The following is a 15,936-nucleotide window of genomic DNA, read 5'->3' as shown; positions in this document are numbered from 1 at the left end:
CCATGGCAGGTGAAGCTTTGTACTACGGCACCGGCCGCCGCAAGAACGCCGTCGCTCGCGTGCGCCTCGTTCCCGGCACCGGCAAGGTTACGATCAACGGCCGCGACGCCCTTGCGTACTTCGGTCGCCAGGCGCTCGTGAACTACGCCTTGACCCCGTTCAAGGTGACGGACACGACGGATCACTTCGACGTCATCGCCACGCTCAACGGCGGCGGCATCTCGGGTCAGGCCGGCGCGCTGCGTCACGGCATCTCCCGTGCGCTGCTGGCTGCTGGCGACTACCGCGGCGAGCTCAAGAAGGCCGGCTACCTCACGCGCGACTCCCGTATGGTGGAGCGCAAGAAGTACGGTCTGAAGAAGGCCCGCAAGCGCCCGCAGTTCTCGAAGCGCTAGGATCGCGTTCGCGAACAGCACGTTTTCTGCAGAGCCCGCTTCCTTTGGAGGCGGGCTCTTTTTGCATAAGGAGCACGGACCCTACGAAGGGAGCTACGCATGGCGACGAAGGCGACGTTGACGATCAGGCAGGCGCGGGTCGACGAGTTCGACCAGGTGATGGACTTCTACACAAAGATGATCGACGAGATGCGCGACACCGACTTCGACGTGTGCTGGGAGCACGGCGTGCACCCGTCGCCGGCGTTCCTGCGCGCCTCGGTGGAGGCGGGCGAGGTGTACGTGGGTCTCGTGGACGCGGGCGCGGACGGCGCGGGCGAGGGCCGCGCGCCGCGCATCGCGTCGGCCATGGTGCTGAACGGCGAAGGCGATGCCGGCTACGAGCGCGCGCCCTGGCGCGTGATGGCCGAACCCGACGAGGTGCTGGTGGTGCACGTGCTGGGCACGCTGCCGGCCTACCACGGCCGCGGGTTCGCGCGCGCCATGGTGGAGGCCTGCATCGACGTCGCGCACGCAGCCGGCAAGAAGGCCGTGCGCCTCGACACGTTCACCACCAACGTGCGCGCTCAGAACCTCTACGAATCGTGCGGCTTCGTGAATTGCGGCATCTACGAGGGGTTCTACAACTTCCTCGGCCTCTCCGCCGTCATGTACGAGCACGCCCTGTAGGCTGCGCGCTTGCGGTGCGGTTCTTCTGAGCCCGTCTCCTCGGAGGCGGGTTTTTCGTATGCGAAGGGGAGAAACCGCCGAGGGAGGTTACTTTCAAGTGCGTTCTTGCATGACTCGTTTTCGCTGTGGATACTAAACTCAGGGGTCGCCTAAAATGGGGTGCTCACAAGGTGCTTTCCGGGGCGAACGCCGTGCGGCGGCAGCCGCGGGATTTTGAGGAGAGAGGACAACGCTTCTGGAACGCGTTCGCGTCATGCCGATGGAATCGCTAGCTTGGCGATCCTCCGTCTTCTCTATAATCAATCACGCTGTCCGTTGAATCGCTAGTTGAGGGAAGTGGGTTGTATGCTTGAGAGAATGGACGATTTAACTTCATGCTCCCTTTCGTATGTCGCTTCGATATTGGGAGGCAAGTGGAAACCCTTTATCGTGTGGTATCTGAGCATGGCTCCCGGCAAGAGGGCGCGTTACAGCGAGTTGAGAAAAAGCATTCCGTACGACATATCGCACAAGATGTTCAGCCAGCACCTCAGCGAGCTCGAGCAGGTGGGGATCATCGAGCGCGTCGTCGTCGAGGTCAAGCCCCTGCGCGTCGACTATCTGCTCACGGAAAAGGGCATCAGCTTCGCGAACGTCCTGTACTTCATCCGCGATTGGGGCGCGGCGTACGGCGGCTTTTCTGCGGAGACGCTGCAGCGCACGAAGGGCACGATGGGCGAGGGCGTGCTGGTGTACGGCAGCGCCGACGACGGCTCCGAGCAGGGGGCTGCGGAGCGTATCACCTGGCAATTCGATCCTTCGACGTTCGACGTGCGCACCGGCTCGCGCGAAGACGACGCACGCGAAGGCGACGCGCCCGAAGCGTAGTCTTCGGGCGCTCAAACGAGGCCCTGCTAGGGCGCTCTCAGGGCTTGCCGACCGCCTTGCGGCCCCTCTCGGCTTTCTTTCGATTACCCGTCTGTCTCACTTTCAGGTAAGAAGCGCACTTATAAGTGCATTATTGCGCCAGTATTCCCGCGTCAACAGAATACGAGGTAAGAACCGCATCTCGAAATGATCTGCGGTGCAAGGACAGGGGTACGTTTCAGAAAGGATGATCGGCATGATTTCAAGAATCAACTTGCTCAAACGGAAAGAGGGACTGACTGCTGAGGAGTTCGCCGCGTATCTGACGCAGGCTCATGGGGAGCTTCTGGCCACGATGCCCTTCCTCAAAGGGTGCGAAACGAACGTGGTGGTGGACAACGAGCAGCGCTCGCCGTTCGACCGCGGCTCGACGGAAATCGACGGGTACACCGAGATGTTCTTCGACAGCTACGGCGACATGGTGCGCGGCATGGCCGCTCTCGAAGAGGCGCTTGCGACCGACTACGCCCAGTTCGCGGCACCCGGCATCCCGGCTCTTGTGGCGGTGAAGAAGGTCGACACGCCGGTTCCCGCCTATCTGGACGACGTGAAGCTGATCAAGCGCATGTCGTTCCTCGGGCGAAAGGACGGCGTGAGCGCGGCGGTGTTCCAGGACGAGTGGTGGCAGATGCATTCCGCGCTGGTCAAGACTATGACGGGCTATGCGGGGTACAACCAGAACCTCGTCATCGACCGCATCGTGGACGGGGAATCGGTGCCGTTCGAAGAGCTGCCCATCGAGGGCGTGGTGGAATTCTGGTTCGAGAACATGAAGGCGTTCGACGAGTGCTACGGATCTCCGGCCTTCAAGCGCACGGGCGCGCACGGCACGGAGTTCATCGACAACATCACGACCTACTTGGTGGAGGCGCAGCCTATCGCGATGGCGTAGGCCGCCGCGCCGGGGGTTTCGAGAGCTGCAACCCGGAATCCCCGGCGCGCACGTTGTCCGGGGAGGGGTGCGAATCGATGTTGGATGGCAGGGGGCATGGGAGGTTCGAGAGCTACCGGCTGAACGTCCGTGAACCCATTGCGAGCAACATGATCGTCTCAGGCTTTTTCGGGAGAGGATGAAACATGGTGGCAGCTACAAAGAAAAAAACTTCGTTAGCCAGGGCGGTGTTCTCGGGGAGCCTTGGGAATATGCTGGAATGGTTCGACTACGGGCTGTACGGGTACTTCGCAGCGATCATTTCCGCAGATTTCTTCGTTGCCGACGACCCGATCGTCGGGCTCTTGCTCAGCTTCCTGGTGTTCGGAACGGGCTTTCTCGTCCGCCCCATCGGCGGTATTCTGATCGGCGCGTACGCCGACAAGCACGGAAGAATCAAGGCTTTGACGTTGACGATCCTGTGCATGGGCATCTGCACCATGCTCATGGGATGCTTGCCAACGTATTCCCAGGTGGGACTTTTGGCACCCATCCTGCTGACGGTGCTGCGCCTGCTGCAGGGCCTGGCAACGGGCGGCGAGTTCGGCTCTTCGCTGACGTTCATCTCGGAGTACGGAACGCCGAACAACAGGGCCTTCCTGTGCAGCTGGCAGCCGTTCAGCGTCGGTTGCGGCCTGCTCCTGGGGTCCACTGCGGGGCTGCTCGTCACCACGCTTCTGCCTGAAGCGGCGCTGTACGAGTGGGGGTGGCGCGTGCCGTTCCTCTGCGGAATCCTGATCGCCTTCTACGGCGTGCACATGCGCAAGAACGTCCCCGATTCCCCTGAGTTCCTGAAGGCGAAGGCGGAAGTGAAGGAAGAGGACCATACGCCGGTCAAAGACCTGTTCCTGCGCTACAAGAAGTCCATTATCACGGTGATCGGGCTGCTCGTCGGCTCCAGCGCGACCTACTACATCCTGATCACCTATATGCCGACGTACATCTCGCAGTTCATGGGGACGTCGTTCTCGAGCGCGTTCGTCGTCAATACGTCGGTCATCGCGATCAACTTGCTGCTCTGTCCCATCGTGGGCCTGCTCATCGACAAGGTGGGAAGGCGGAAATGCCTGATCATCGGCTGTCTCGGGTTCCTTATCCTGTCTTATCCGGTGTTCTACGTGCTGATCCAGCAGACCAACGCTCTCTTGATGATCGGCTTGCTGGGAGTGCTGATCGTGTTCCAGACGATTCTCGCCGTCGCCATCGTGGTGGTTTCGGCCGAGGTGTTCCCCACCAAGCTCCGCAACAGCGGCATCGGCTTCTCCTACAATATCGCGGCGGCGGTCTTCGGCGGCTTGGCGCCCCTTGCGGCAACGGCGCTCATCGCGGCCACGGGCGATCGCCTGTCCATCACCTACTTGATGATAGGGTCCGTCCTCATAACGCTCTTGACCACGATCTTCCTTTTGAAGGGGTATTACGTCAAGGGAAAGAACGCGTCGAGCTAGCAAAGAAGCACGGGGGAGGCGATCCCCCGTGCTCCCTCGCGCGAGGATGGCGGATGGGGAAGAAGGGGGCATGGGCAGCGTAGGGAGACTCGCTCGCACTGCGAGAAGCGCGATCACCTTTTGCTTGGGCATAAGCTATATGGCGAACGTGCTCCTCGGATCGCCGCTGATCGACGATCTCAACCTGGTTTTGATGGCCGTTGTGATCGTCCTGAGCTTCGCGGCATCAACCGGGTCGGCAAGGACGATCGGAGCTCTGCTGTTCTCCTTGAGCATCGCTTTGCTGGTCTACTCGCAGGCGCCGCTCGATATCTGGAAGCAGGCGTTGCGGGAGAACGCGCACCTCATCGTGATGTTCATCATGGTGCCGCTGCTGGGGATTCCCGTGCAACATGGAGGATACAGCGAGTCGTTGCGCGGGATGTTCGCTCGTTACGCGAGCACCGGCAGCCGGTATTATGCGCTGGTGAGCATCATGTCCGCGTTCGTCGGCGTGCTGATCAGCATTGCGGCGGTTCCGCTGACCTACGAGATGTCCCGAGCGAGCCGCCACAGCGACGACAAAAAGCTTCTCAGCTCGGCGCTCAGCCGGGGGTTCGTCACCTGCATGATATGGGCGCCGACCTCGGCGACCATCGCCCTGGTCGTTCAGCTGACGGGCATCGATTGGGTGGACTTCTTTCCCTGCGCCCTTGCGTGCGCGCTCGTGGCGGGCGCCGTCGGCTTCCTGATGACCCTCGCGAGGGAAAAGACGGCCGATGCCCCTTCCGGCAGGGTGGAAGAGCCCGTCGGCGCTTTCGATGCGAGGAAGGTCGTCGAGCTGGGCGCAGGCGCTTTGCTGCTGATCGCCTCCATTGCGACGGTGTCCCAGCTGGGCGGGCTTTCGATCATCATCGTCGTCGCCATGGCGTCGCTGGTTTGCCCCGTCGTGTGGATGGCGATCGTCAAGCGATTGCCGACGTACGTGAAGGAGTTCAAGGGTGACTATTTCAACAACAAGCTTCCGCAGGTCAAGAATCAGATACTGCTGTTCGCTGGAGCCGGGTTTCTCGCGCAGAGCATCGGCTACTCTCACGTGGGCGATGCCATGGCCGAGGTTCTCTTGCAGCTCACCGGGCAAAACGTGCTGTTGCTCACCATAGCGATAATCGCCGTCACCCTGGCGACCTCGGCCGCCGGCATCCACCCCATCGCGGTCGTCGCCGTGGTGGGAGGGGCAATCAGCGCTTCGGAGTGCGGCGTTACGCCCGTCTACCTGGCTCTCGTCTTGTCGATCAGCTGGGCCATGGGAAACGCGCTCAGCCCCGCATCGGCGAACGTCATAGCCGTTTCCGATATGGTCGGGCAGTCGCCAATCAAGGTTGGCTTGCGGTGGAACGGGCCTTACGTGCTGGTGACGACGACCGTGCTGATCTGCGTTCTCACGCTTTCGAGGGCGGTGGGACTGCTGTAGGCGGAGGCCCAAACATCGCCGCCCAACAGGGGTTTACCACTTACTTACAGGTGCCCTTATGACTTTAAAGTGCGTTATTGAGGCCGATTTCGAATCATCATAGTATGCGGGTATGCAGAGGTCGCGAGCCGCCCGAGCTCTTTGGACGGCCCCGGCGCGGCAGCCGCCGCGATGCGGCGATGTTCATGCAGGCGAGGCGCTGGGGGCGCCGAAATTCGTAGCCGTTCGCACGTTCGATTCAGGGAGGATGATCGCATGATCAGCAGATGTGGATTGATGCAGAAAAAAGACGGAATGGGCATGGAGGAGTTCAAGGACTACTGGCTGAACGTTCACGGTCCCATCGCGAGCACCATGGCGAACCTGCGCAAGTACGACCAGCACGTCGTGGTCGACAGCGAGCACCGTCACGCCCTCGGTCGGGGCTCCGTGGTGATCGACGGGTATTCCGAGCTGCAGTTCGACAGCTACGGGGACATGCTCGAGGGCGTGGCGTCGCTGCACGGCGAAGGCGTGGACGACATCCCGAAGTTCGCCAATCCCCATTGCCAGATCCTCGTGCTGGCCAAGCGCGAGGTCATTCGGATTCCCGAGTATCTGCGCGGCAAGAAGCTCATCCAGCGCGTGTCGTTCCTCGGCCGCGCCGAAGGCGTGAGCTCCGAGCGTTTCGTCAAGGAATGGTGGAACGTCCACGACCGCTTGGTGCAGACCGTGCCCGGATGCGTGGGGTACAGCCAGAACCTCGTCGTCGACCGCATCGACGGCGGCGTGTCCGTTCCGTACGAGGAGCTGCCCGTCGAGGGCGTCGTGGAAATGTGGTTCGAGACGAAGGAGGCCTTCGACGAGTTCTACGCATCTCCCGAGTTCGCCCGCGCGTCCGTGCACGGTTCGGAATTCGTCGGGACGATCAACACCTACCTGACCGAAACCTATCCCGTCGCTTTGCCTTCCGCATAGGCAGCCGAGCGGTCTTTCACGCAGCGACAAAAACGTTTTAACGAAGATGAGCGAAAGAGGGAATGAAGATATGAGAGCTTACGAGAAGTTGCTTGAGCCTATTGCCGTCGGCACCCATCAGTGGCGAAACCGCATGGTGAAAGCCCCGTCGTCCGCGATGTCGTGGGACCCTGGCCAGTTCTGCAACGACACGATCATCGGCCTGTATGACACGATGGCGCAGGGTGGCGCTTCGGCCATCATCCTGGGAGGCATGATCTGCGACGATCCCGCAACGCTGATCGACGATGCCGACGGCGGCGTCTACACCGTGGAAACCTATCCGCTGGGCGGCCTGTACGACGACAAGTTCATCCCCGGTCTTTCCCGGCTGGCCGATGCCGTGCACGGCCACGGGTGCGAGCTTATCGCCCAGATCTTCCAGAACGGCGCGGCGATCAAGACCAAGGGAGGGGCCTGGTGCTCGTCGACGTTGACCGCGGAGGAGCTTCCGAGCCCCGAGCCGTACTGCCATCCCACACGTGGGCTGTCCCTCGAGGAGATCGAGGCGTTCAAGGAGCGGTACTTCGCCGCTGCCGAACGCGCGAAGAAGGCCGGGCTCGACGGCATCGAGGTGCACGCGGCGAACGGCTACTTCCTGTTGAGCTTCGTGTCGCGCGTGTGGAACCACCGCGACGACCAGTACGGTTGCCAGTCCCTCGAGAACCGCACGCGCTTGGTGTGCGAGATCATTCGCGGCGTGAAGGAGCGCTGCGGCGAGGACTTCATCGTGGGCGTGCGCACGAACGGCCAGGAATACGGCCATCCGGACGCCATCACCATCGAGGAGGGCGTCGAGATCGCGAAGTTCTACGATGCCGCCGGTGTCGACTACATCAGCGTGACGGGCTACGGCTACGGCCCGGTTCCCATGCAGTTCGCGCTGGACTACTGGATGTACCCCTCGCCTGACGACGACATGAAGCAGTATCTCGATCGGCTGGATGGCGAAGGCCTCTCCATTCCTCCGGCCGCCGCTATCAAGCAGGCCGTGTCCGCGCCCGTGTTCGGCGTCGGCTTCGCCACGCCGGAAAAGGCCGAAGCGGCGCTCGAGAAGGGCGAGGTCGACCTGGCCATGTTCGCGCGCGGTCTCTGGGCCGACCCCGACATGCCCAACAAGATTGCGGAAGGGCGCCCCGAGGACATCCGTCGCTGCAACCACTGCGCGACGTGTGACGAGCTGCGCATGAACGAGACGCCGCACCGCCGCTGCCGCGTGAACCCGGCGTTCCTGCGCGAGCGCGAAATGGCCGTCGTGCCCGCGGAAACGAAGAAGAAGGTGCTCGTGGTGGGCGCTGGCGCAGCGGGGCTCGAGGCCGCCCGCGTCGCCGCCGAACGCGGCCACGAGGTTGTGCTGTGCGAGAAGGAATCCGTCTTGGCCCTCGAGCTGAACCTGGCCACCATGGTGAAGGGTACCGTGTGCGAGAACGTCCCCGCGCTCATCGACTGGCTGACGTCTCAGGCCAAGAAGACGCCGGGGCTGACCATCAAGACCAAGACGACGGTGACGCCCGACTTCGTGCGCGCCATGAAGCCCGATGCGATCATCGTCGCGACGGGAGGCGTGTACGGCACGCCCGACGTCCCGGGCATCGACCTCGGCATCGTCTCCACGGTTCCCCAGCTCACCCGCTTGGCCGAGAAGCCGCTCAAGCTCTTCGGCGCGAACGCCATCAACAAGCTCTCGCAGATCGCCCTGCCGGGCATCGGCAAGAACTGCGTCGTCCTGGGCAGCCAGATCGAGGGCGTGCAAGGCGCCATCTTCCTGCGCAAGCGCGGCAAGAACGTCACGGTGCTCGAGGATCTGGATACGGTGGGCGAGGGCATGCCGCCGCGCTACAAGAGCAGGTCGCTCAAGTGGCTGCAGGAGAACGACGTGAAGATCGTCACCGGTGTGGAGTACCGCTCGATCGACAAGCGCGGCATCGCGTACGCCAAGGACGGCGAGGAGCGCTACCTCAAGGCGGACAGCATCCTCGTGTTCAAGTCTCCCGGCTCCGGCCTGAGCCTGTACGACCAGCTGAAGGACCTTGCCCCCGAGGTGCTTGCCATCGGCGCGTGCCAGGGGCCGGGCTCCACGCTCATGGTCGATGCGGTGAGCCAGGGCCGCGCCGCCGCGCTGAAGCTGTAATCGCAAGGCGAGGGAGGGGAGTGCGCATGAACACCTACGAGAAGCTTTTGTCTCCAATCGAGATAGCGCCGAACTTCGTGTTGAAGAACCGGATGATCAAGGCCCCGCAATCGTCGTGGCGTTGGAACGAAGACTGCACCGCCGACGGCAGCGACGCCATCGTCATGTACGAGAACATGGCGGAAGGGGGAGTGGCGGCCATCGACGTCGCGGCCATACTGTGGGAGCCTGCCGGCGGCATCTACCTCGGCGCCTACGACGACAAGTTCATTCCCGGGATGGTGGAGTTGAACGAGGCCGTTCACCGGCACGGGTGCCTCACCATCGGGCAGCTGCACCACATCGGCCCTTCGGCCGGCCCGACGCCGGATGGGCGTCCGCCGATCTCCTCCTCCACGCTGTCCGAGGACGAGATGCCGGTTCCCCAGCCGTGGTGCCAGGCCCCGCGCGGATTGACGGTCGAGGAGATCCACGAAAAGCAGCGCCTGCAGATCGAAGCTGCCGTGCGCTTGCAGAAAGGCGGGTTCGATGCCGTCGAGGTGCACGTCGCGCACGGGTATTTCCTCGACAGCTTCGTCAGCCCGCTGTGGAACAAGCGCGACGACGAGTACGGCTGCCAGAACGTTGAGAATCGCACGCGCATCGTGCGCGAGATCATCGCGGGAATCCGCGAGGCGTGCGGCCCCGACTTCGTCATCGGCTGCCGTCTGAACGGCCGTGAGTTCCATCCCACGAAGCAGGGCATCACGGCCGAGCAGGCTGCCGAGAACGCCAAGGCGTTCGTGGAGGCCGGTGCCCAATACATCAGCATCGCCGGATACGGATACGGTCCCACGCCGTTTCGCTACTGCCCGGATTACTTCCCCTATCCGGACCCCGATCCGTTCATGGAGCCCTTCATGGACGAGTACCGCGGCGTGGGCCTGTGGACGGCCGTCGCGCGCCAGATCAAAGACGCGGTGGACGTGCCCGTCATCACGGCGGGCCGCATGGACGAGGATTTGGCGGAGCGCGTGCTCGAGGCCGGCGACGCCGACGTCGTTGCGCTGGGACGCACGCTGTGGGCCGATCCTTGGTTCGCTCGAAAGGTGGAAGAGGGGCGCACCGACGAGATCATGCGCTGCACGCGTTGCGCCAGCTGCGAAGACCCGGTGACCCAGCCGCGCATCTGCCGCGTGAACCCCACGTTGGGCCAAGAGCGCCAGCTGGCCGCGCGGCCTGCGGAGAAGAGGAAGCGCGTCATGGTGGTGGGCGGCGGTCCTGCCGGCATGGAGTGCGCGTGCACCCTTGCCGAGCGCGGGCACGACGTGACCCTGTACGAGAAAACGGGCGCTTTGGGCGGCCGCACCAAGCTGGCGGCCATGATCAAAAGCGGCGGTTGCGAGGAAGTCATGCACATCTTCGACCACCTGACCGCCATGGTTGAAAGATCCACCGTCAAGGTGAAGCTCAAGACGGAGGTCGACGAGCGGCTCATCCGCCAAGAGGCTCCCGATGCGGTGGTCGTGGCCATATCGTCGCCCTATTACATCCCCGACATCCCGGGCATCGACCGCAAGAACGTGTTCACCATCCCCCTGATGTCGAAACTTGCGCAGGTGCCGCTCAAGATGTTCGGCCCGGACAAGCTTGCCTCCATGAGCGAGAAGTTCTTCCCCGTGGGCAAGAAGATCGTGATATGGGGAGCCGGTGCCGAAGGCGCCCAATGCGCCGAGTTCATGCGCAAGCGCGGCAAGGACATCGTGCTGGTTGCCGAAGACGGGGATATCGGCGGCTTGATTCCGATCAAGTACAAAGAGCGCATCGTGCCGTGGTTCGACCGCCAGGGCGTTCGCGTCGTGCGCAACGCCACGGTGACCGAATTCGGCAAGCAGGGGGCGCTGCTGAGGTTTGCGCAGGGCGGCGAAGAGCTGGTGACGTGCGATTCCATGATGGTCATGCTGCCCGAGCGGCGCGATGGGGCGTTCTTCGACATGGCGTCTTCGCTCGTCGGCGAGGTGTACGAAATCGGCTCGACGTTGGGCGGCGAGAACGCGTTCTTCAAGCACGCGTTCGCCGATGGTCGGCGCGTGGGCTGTCTTCTGTAGGGCATCATCCCGTGTCCCGTCGTGTCGGCGTACGCGACTCGGCGGGACACGGAGTGCATGAAGGGAAACCGAAGGCGACGCGAACCGAGGGAGGTGACTGGCGGGCGGATTTGGGGTTTCACGCGAGACGAATCGCAGGTTCGTTTCGGAATGCAATTTCGAAGGAAACAAGGAGGAAAGAGTATGTCAGTTAAAACATATCGCCGCGGGGTCATCCTGATCTGCGCGGCCTTGTGCGGTGCGCTGACGGCGTCGCTGAATATCTGGAGCATCTTCCAAAAGCCCCTGATGGAGGCCTATGGCTTCTCGCCTCAGTCGGTGTCGTTCGCCTACACCATCGTGATCGCCATGATCGGCCTGAGCGGCCCCATCGGCGGATGGCTGCAGCGCAAGGCGCCCGCGCACGTCATCATGACCGTTGCCGGCATCGGCTTCGGCCTGGGCTGGTTCCTGACGGGCTTCGCCAGCACCATCCCGGTGCTGTACATAACGTTCGGCCTGTTGGTGGGCGTGTGTGACGGCATTTGCTACAACCTGGCCCTGGCCATCGCCACACGGTGGTATCCCGACAAACGCGGCTTCGCCAACGGCGTGGCCCTGGCCATCATGGCCATCTACCCGCTGTTCACGGCTCCGATGGGCAACATGATCATCGAGAACTTCAATGTGAGCATCGCCTTCAACATCGTGGGCGTGTTCTGCATCGTCGGCTTCATCGTCCTCTCCCGCTTCCTCAAGATGCCCGCGGCCGATTTCAAGCCCGAGGGTTGGACCCCGCCGGCCGAGAGCGACACGAAGCGCGTGAAGAACTACACGTCCGGCCAGATGCTGAAGACCCCGTTCTTCTGGACTCTGCTGCTGTTCTTCGGCACCGTTGCCTGCACCGGATGCGTGATGCTGTCCACCGTGTCGCTGGTGGGGCAGGTCCAAGCCGGCATGGACGCCGCCATGGGCGCGCTCATGGTGGGCATCTTCGCCATCGCCAACGGCACGGGCCGCTTGGGGCTCGGCGCCATCTCCGACAAGTTCGGACGGTTCCAAACCATGTTCGTCGCCGTGGCCGTGACGGCGGTCATCCACCTGTTCCTGTTCGCCAATGCCACCAGCTCCCTGATCTTCATCGCGGAGGCATGCGTGCTGGGCATCTGCTTCGGCGGCATCATGGCCATCATGCCGTCGGTGTGCGCCGATGCCTACGGTCCCGGCAACGCAGGCCAGAACTACGGCTTCATGTTCATCGGCTACACGATGGCTTCGTTCATCGGCCCGGTGATCTCGGCCAACGCCCTGGCCACTACGGGCAGCTACAGCTCCGCATTCCCGATTCTCGGCATGCTGTGCATCGTCGGCCTCGTGCTCTTGGCGCTTGCGTGGATGTTCTACAAGAAGCTGAAGGCCAATGAGGTCGCGGAGGCGTAAACCCGCAGGGTGCCCGGTCGCGCCCGATCGAACCTCACTAACCAAAAAGTGAGTTGCACACTTTCAAGTGCGTTGTTGAAGGTGCCCAACCGCTGCCGGATACTAAAATTCCCGAACGATCTGAGGAAGGGGTAAAACATGATTTCCAGGATTAGCTTGCTGAAGTGCAAAGAAGGAGTTTCTGAAGAGGCGTTCCGCGAGGGAATGATGGGGGAGGTGCGCGACGTCATCGCCGGCATGCCCCAGCTGCGCAAGTGCGAGATCGACTTCGTGACCGATCGTCAGCAGCGTTCTCATCTGGGTCGCGGCGCCATCGACATCGACGGCTTCATCGAGATGTTCTTCGATAGCTACGGCGACATGCAGCAGGCGATCGCCGAGGCCGGCGATGCGCTGCTGACCGCTTTGGAGCCGCTCGTCGAGGAACCCATCTCCACGCTGGTCGCGGTGAAGAAGGTCGACGCGCCCGTTCCGGCGTATCTCGACGGCAAGGCCATCAAGCGCGTTTCCTTCTGCGACCGCAAGGAGGGCGTCGATGCCGCGACGTTCCACGACGAGTGGTGGTACACCCACTCCCTGCTCGTGAAGCTGATGAGCGGGTACTGCGGCTACAACCAGAACCTGGTCATCGACCGCATGATCCAGGGCGCTCCCGTCCATTACGCGGACCTACCCGTGGAGGGCATGGTGGAGTTCTGGTTCGAGGACATGGACGCTTTCGACGAGTGCTACAGCACCCCCGGCTTCAAGGTGCGTGCGAGCGTGCATGCAGCTGAGTTCATCGGCACCGTCACGACGTATTTCGTCGAAGCCGTGCCCGTGGAGCTGAAGAAGTAGACGAGAGCCCGGTCGCATCGTGCTCGCGGCGCGGTGCGACCGCCGTACGTGGAAAGGGAAGGTTGCCATGAAGTCAAAGCGAGCGGAGTTTTTCGACAACGCCGTCGTCTCGGGTCCCGATCAGAAGGCGTTCGAAGAGAAGGTCTACGCCGAGGCGCAGGCCAAGCGCTGGCCGCGCGTTGCCGAGGGGACGGGCACGTTCGAGGGCCAGGTGGCCATCGTGACCGGCGCGGCGGGCGGTCAGGGCGAGATGGAGGCCAAGATGATCGCCCAGCAGGGCGCCAAGGTGTACATGGCCGACATCGAGGAAGAGGGCTTGAAGCGCGTCGCGGCCGCCATCGAGGCCGACGGTGGGGAGGCCGTCGCGTTTCCGATGGACGTTGCCGACGAGGATGCCTGGCAGGCGCTGGTGAAGAAGGTTGTCGACGAAAGCGGTCGGCTCGACGTGCTGGTCAACAATGCCGGGATGTGCCAGAACGGCACCGTGCTCACCGAGACGCGCGAATCCCTGACCCGCATCATGGACGTCGATTGCTGGGGCGTGTACAACGGCATGCACTACTGCGCGCCCGCCATCATCGAAGCGGGCGGCGGCACCATCGTCAACACGTGCTCCTATCAGGGCACGCATTTCGGCCCCGGAAGCTTCATCGGCTACGCCATGGCCAAAGCCGCCGTCATGGGCATGACGCGCGCCGCCGCCACCGATCTGGGAACCTACGGCATCCGCGTCAACGCCGTGAGCCCCGGCCTCGTGCTTTCCGGCATGACCATGCCGCGCGGCCAGAATCGCGCCGGCCTCGTGGAGGCGTCCTCCATGAAGCGCTATGCGCTGCCCGAGGAAATCGCGTCGGTGGTCCTGTTCCTCGCTTCCGATGACTCCAGCTTCATCAACGGCGAGTTCATCGCTGCGGACGGCGGTGCGACGACCTACCTTCATTTGGCGACGGCCGACAAGAAATAACGGCGTGCTCTGCGTCGAGGGGCGCGTGGCGAGCGCCGCATCCCCTCGGCGCTCTCGCGATCACCTGTCAAGGAGAAGGGATGTGCCATGGCTCGGTTTGATAACAAGATCGTATTGGTGACGGGCGCTGCGAACGGCATCGGGCGCTGCATGGTGGAGCGGTTCCTCACGGAGGGCGTCGAGGAGCTCGTCGCGGTCGACATCGAGGTGGACACGCTCGAGGCCGCGTTCGGCGACGAGGGGCGCGTCCATACCATCGCATGCGACATAACCGATTACGATGCCGTCCACCGCATGGTGGACGAGGCCGTCGAGACGTACGGCCGCATCGACATCCTCATGAACAATGCCGGGATATGCTGTAAGGACGGAGAAAAATACGGCATGCTCACCTGCCCGAAGGACGCGTGGGACCGCGTGGTCGCCACCAATCTGAACGGGTCGTTCTACGTGGCGCAGGCCGTGGCGCAGCGCATGGTGGAGAAGAAGACGAAGGGCGTTATCGTGAACACGTCCTCGAACACCTTCCGCTTCATCCCGAAGTACCTCGGGGCCTACCCGGCCACCAAAGCGGCCATCGCCATCTACACCAAGCAGTTCGCCAAGGAGCTTGCCGAGTACGGCATACGCGTCAACGCGTTCGGGCCCGGCACGACGAAGACCCGCATGAGCGAGCCTACCCGTTCGAACCCGAAGATGAATGAGCAGTTCTTGAACGACATCCCCATGCACCGCTACGGCGAGGTGAGGGAGGCCGTGGATGCGGCGCTGTTCCTCGCATCGGAAGAGTCTTCGTTCATGCTGGGGGAGATCATCTTCGAGGACGGCGGCCAGAGCCTCTAGGCGAACGACCGGCGATGCCCCTCGGCGCTTCGCCGCCAACTCGGAGAGGGGCATCGACGTTTTCTGGGATAACGAAGGATAAGCAATAAGGAGAATCATGGAAAAGCAGCGGTTCGTGGACAAGATAGCTTTGGTTACCGGCGGCGCCAACGGCCTTGGGCGCGGCATGGTCGAGCAGTTCGTGAAGGAGGGCGCCCAGGTTGCCATCTTCGATATCGAGGACGACACGATGGAGGAGGTGTTCGGGGACAACGATCGCGTCTATTGCGTGCACTGCGACGTGCGCGACTACGATCGCGTGCAGGAAAGCGTGCAGGAGGTCGTCGATTGCTTCGGGCGCATCGACGTGCTGATGAACAACGCCGGCATCTGCCATCGTCAGCCCTTCTTGGAATGCAGCAGGGAGGGGTGGCTCGACGTGATGGACACGAACCTGAACGGCGTGTTCTACGTCGGCCAAGCCGTCGCGCGCACAATGGTCGAGCTGGGCGTGAAGGGCTACATCGTGAACACGTGCTCGAACAGCTCCCGCAAGACCATCAGCGGCATCGCCCCGTACGGCCCCTCGAAAGCCGGCGTGAAGATGCTCACGCAGGTGATGGCGCTCGAGCTGGCGAAGTACGACATCCATGTGAACGGAATCGCCCCCGGCACGTCGAAGACGCGCATTGCCGCCGGGACGATCAACGATCCCGAGCGCAGTGCTGCGTTCTTGGCGAAGATGCCGTTCGGACGCTACGGCGAAGTGCAGGAGATGGTCAACGTCGCCCTGTTCCTGGCCTCGGAGGACGCCTCGTTCATCACGGGCGAGACGATCTACGAAGAGGGCGGGTTCAGCTTGACCTAGCGGAAGGGAG

The 15,936-nt window shown here is 62.8% G+C and carries 14 protein-coding genes; all 14 read left to right on the top strand.

Translation table 11 applies throughout. The features are described 5' to 3' along the window. Positions 1–2: 2 nt before the first annotated feature. The gene (gene rpsI, locus H8S61_RS06335) at positions 3–395 is read left to right on the top strand and encodes a 30S ribosomal protein S9 (protein WP_015759927.1); all 393 of its coding nucleotides are present in this window, start codon (positions 3–5) and stop codon (positions 393–395) included. 99 nt (positions 396–494) lie between these two features. Then, positions 495–1,064: a GNAT family N-acetyltransferase gene (locus H8S61_RS06330; protein WP_186938368.1), complete on the top strand. Its 570-nt coding sequence runs from the start codon at positions 495–497 to the stop codon at positions 1,062–1,064. Positions 1,065–1,409: 345 nt separating this feature from the next. Further along, the gene (locus tag H8S61_RS06325; protein ID WP_186938367.1) at positions 1,410–1,931 is read left to right on the top strand and encodes a winged helix-turn-helix transcriptional regulator; all 522 of its coding nucleotides are present in this window, start codon (positions 1,410–1,412) and stop codon (positions 1,929–1,931) included. Between the two features lie 235 nt (positions 1,932–2,166). Continuing rightward, positions 2,167–2,862 (top strand): EthD domain-containing protein, encoded by a 696-nt coding sequence (locus H8S61_RS06320; protein ID WP_015759930.1) that lies wholly within the window; start codon positions 2,167–2,169, stop codon positions 2,860–2,862. 185 nt (positions 2,863–3,047) lie between these two features. Further along, on the top strand, positions 3,048–4,349 hold the full coding sequence (locus tag H8S61_RS06315) for an MFS transporter (RefSeq protein ID WP_015759931.1): 1,302 nt from the start codon (positions 3,048–3,050) through the stop codon (positions 4,347–4,349). Positions 4,350–4,488: 139 nt separating this feature from the next. Further along, positions 4,489–5,802, top strand: coding sequence for a C4-dicarboxylate ABC transporter (locus H8S61_RS06310; protein WP_255466494.1), 1,314 nt, complete (start codon positions 4,489–4,491; stop codon positions 5,800–5,802). Positions 5,803–6,057: 255 nt separating this feature from the next. Then, positions 6,058–6,759: an EthD domain-containing protein gene (locus H8S61_RS06305; RefSeq protein ID WP_186938365.1), complete on the top strand. Its 702-nt coding sequence runs from the start codon at positions 6,058–6,060 to the stop codon at positions 6,757–6,759. Positions 6,760–6,829: 70 nt separating this feature from the next. After that, entirely contained in the window at positions 6,830–8,929 is a 2,100-nt protein-coding gene (locus H8S61_RS06300) for an oxidoreductase (RefSeq protein WP_186938364.1), read from the top strand. A gap of 26 nt (positions 8,930–8,955) precedes the next feature. Beyond that, positions 8,956–11,016: an oxidoreductase gene (locus H8S61_RS06295; RefSeq protein ID WP_186938363.1), complete on the top strand. Its 2,061-nt coding sequence runs from the start codon at positions 8,956–8,958 to the stop codon at positions 11,014–11,016. 183 nt (positions 11,017–11,199) lie between these two features. Continuing rightward, a complete protein-coding gene (locus H8S61_RS06290; RefSeq protein WP_186938362.1) occupies positions 11,200–12,435 on the top strand; it encodes an L-lactate MFS transporter in 1,236 nt (411 codons plus the stop codon). A gap of 138 nt (positions 12,436–12,573) precedes the next feature. After that, positions 12,574–13,272, top strand: a complete 699-nt coding sequence (locus H8S61_RS06285) for an EthD domain-containing protein (RefSeq protein ID WP_186938361.1) — start codon at positions 12,574–12,576, stop codon at positions 13,270–13,272. Positions 13,273–13,339: 67 nt separating this feature from the next. Continuing rightward, a complete protein-coding gene (locus tag H8S61_RS06280; RefSeq protein WP_186938360.1) occupies positions 13,340–14,236 on the top strand; it encodes an SDR family NAD(P)-dependent oxidoreductase in 897 nt (298 codons plus the stop codon). An 87-nt stretch (positions 14,237–14,323) separates the two neighbouring features. After that, positions 14,324–15,079 (top strand): SDR family NAD(P)-dependent oxidoreductase, encoded by a 756-nt coding sequence (locus H8S61_RS06275; protein ID WP_186938359.1) that lies wholly within the window; start codon positions 14,324–14,326, stop codon positions 15,077–15,079. A 97-nt stretch (positions 15,080–15,176) separates the two neighbouring features. After that, on the top strand, positions 15,177–15,926 hold the full coding sequence (locus H8S61_RS06270; protein WP_186938358.1) for an SDR family NAD(P)-dependent oxidoreductase: 750 nt from the start codon (positions 15,177–15,179) through the stop codon (positions 15,924–15,926). Positions 15,927–15,936 lie beyond the last annotated feature (10 nt).

It is taken from the genome of Eggerthella hominis, assembly GCF_014287365.1.
Taxonomy (GTDB): domain Bacteria; phylum Actinomycetota; class Coriobacteriia; order Coriobacteriales; family Eggerthellaceae; genus Eggerthella; species Eggerthella guodeyinii.
The sequence above is the reverse complement of the archived record's forward strand: the minus strand, read 5'-3'. Positions and strand labels throughout refer to the sequence as shown.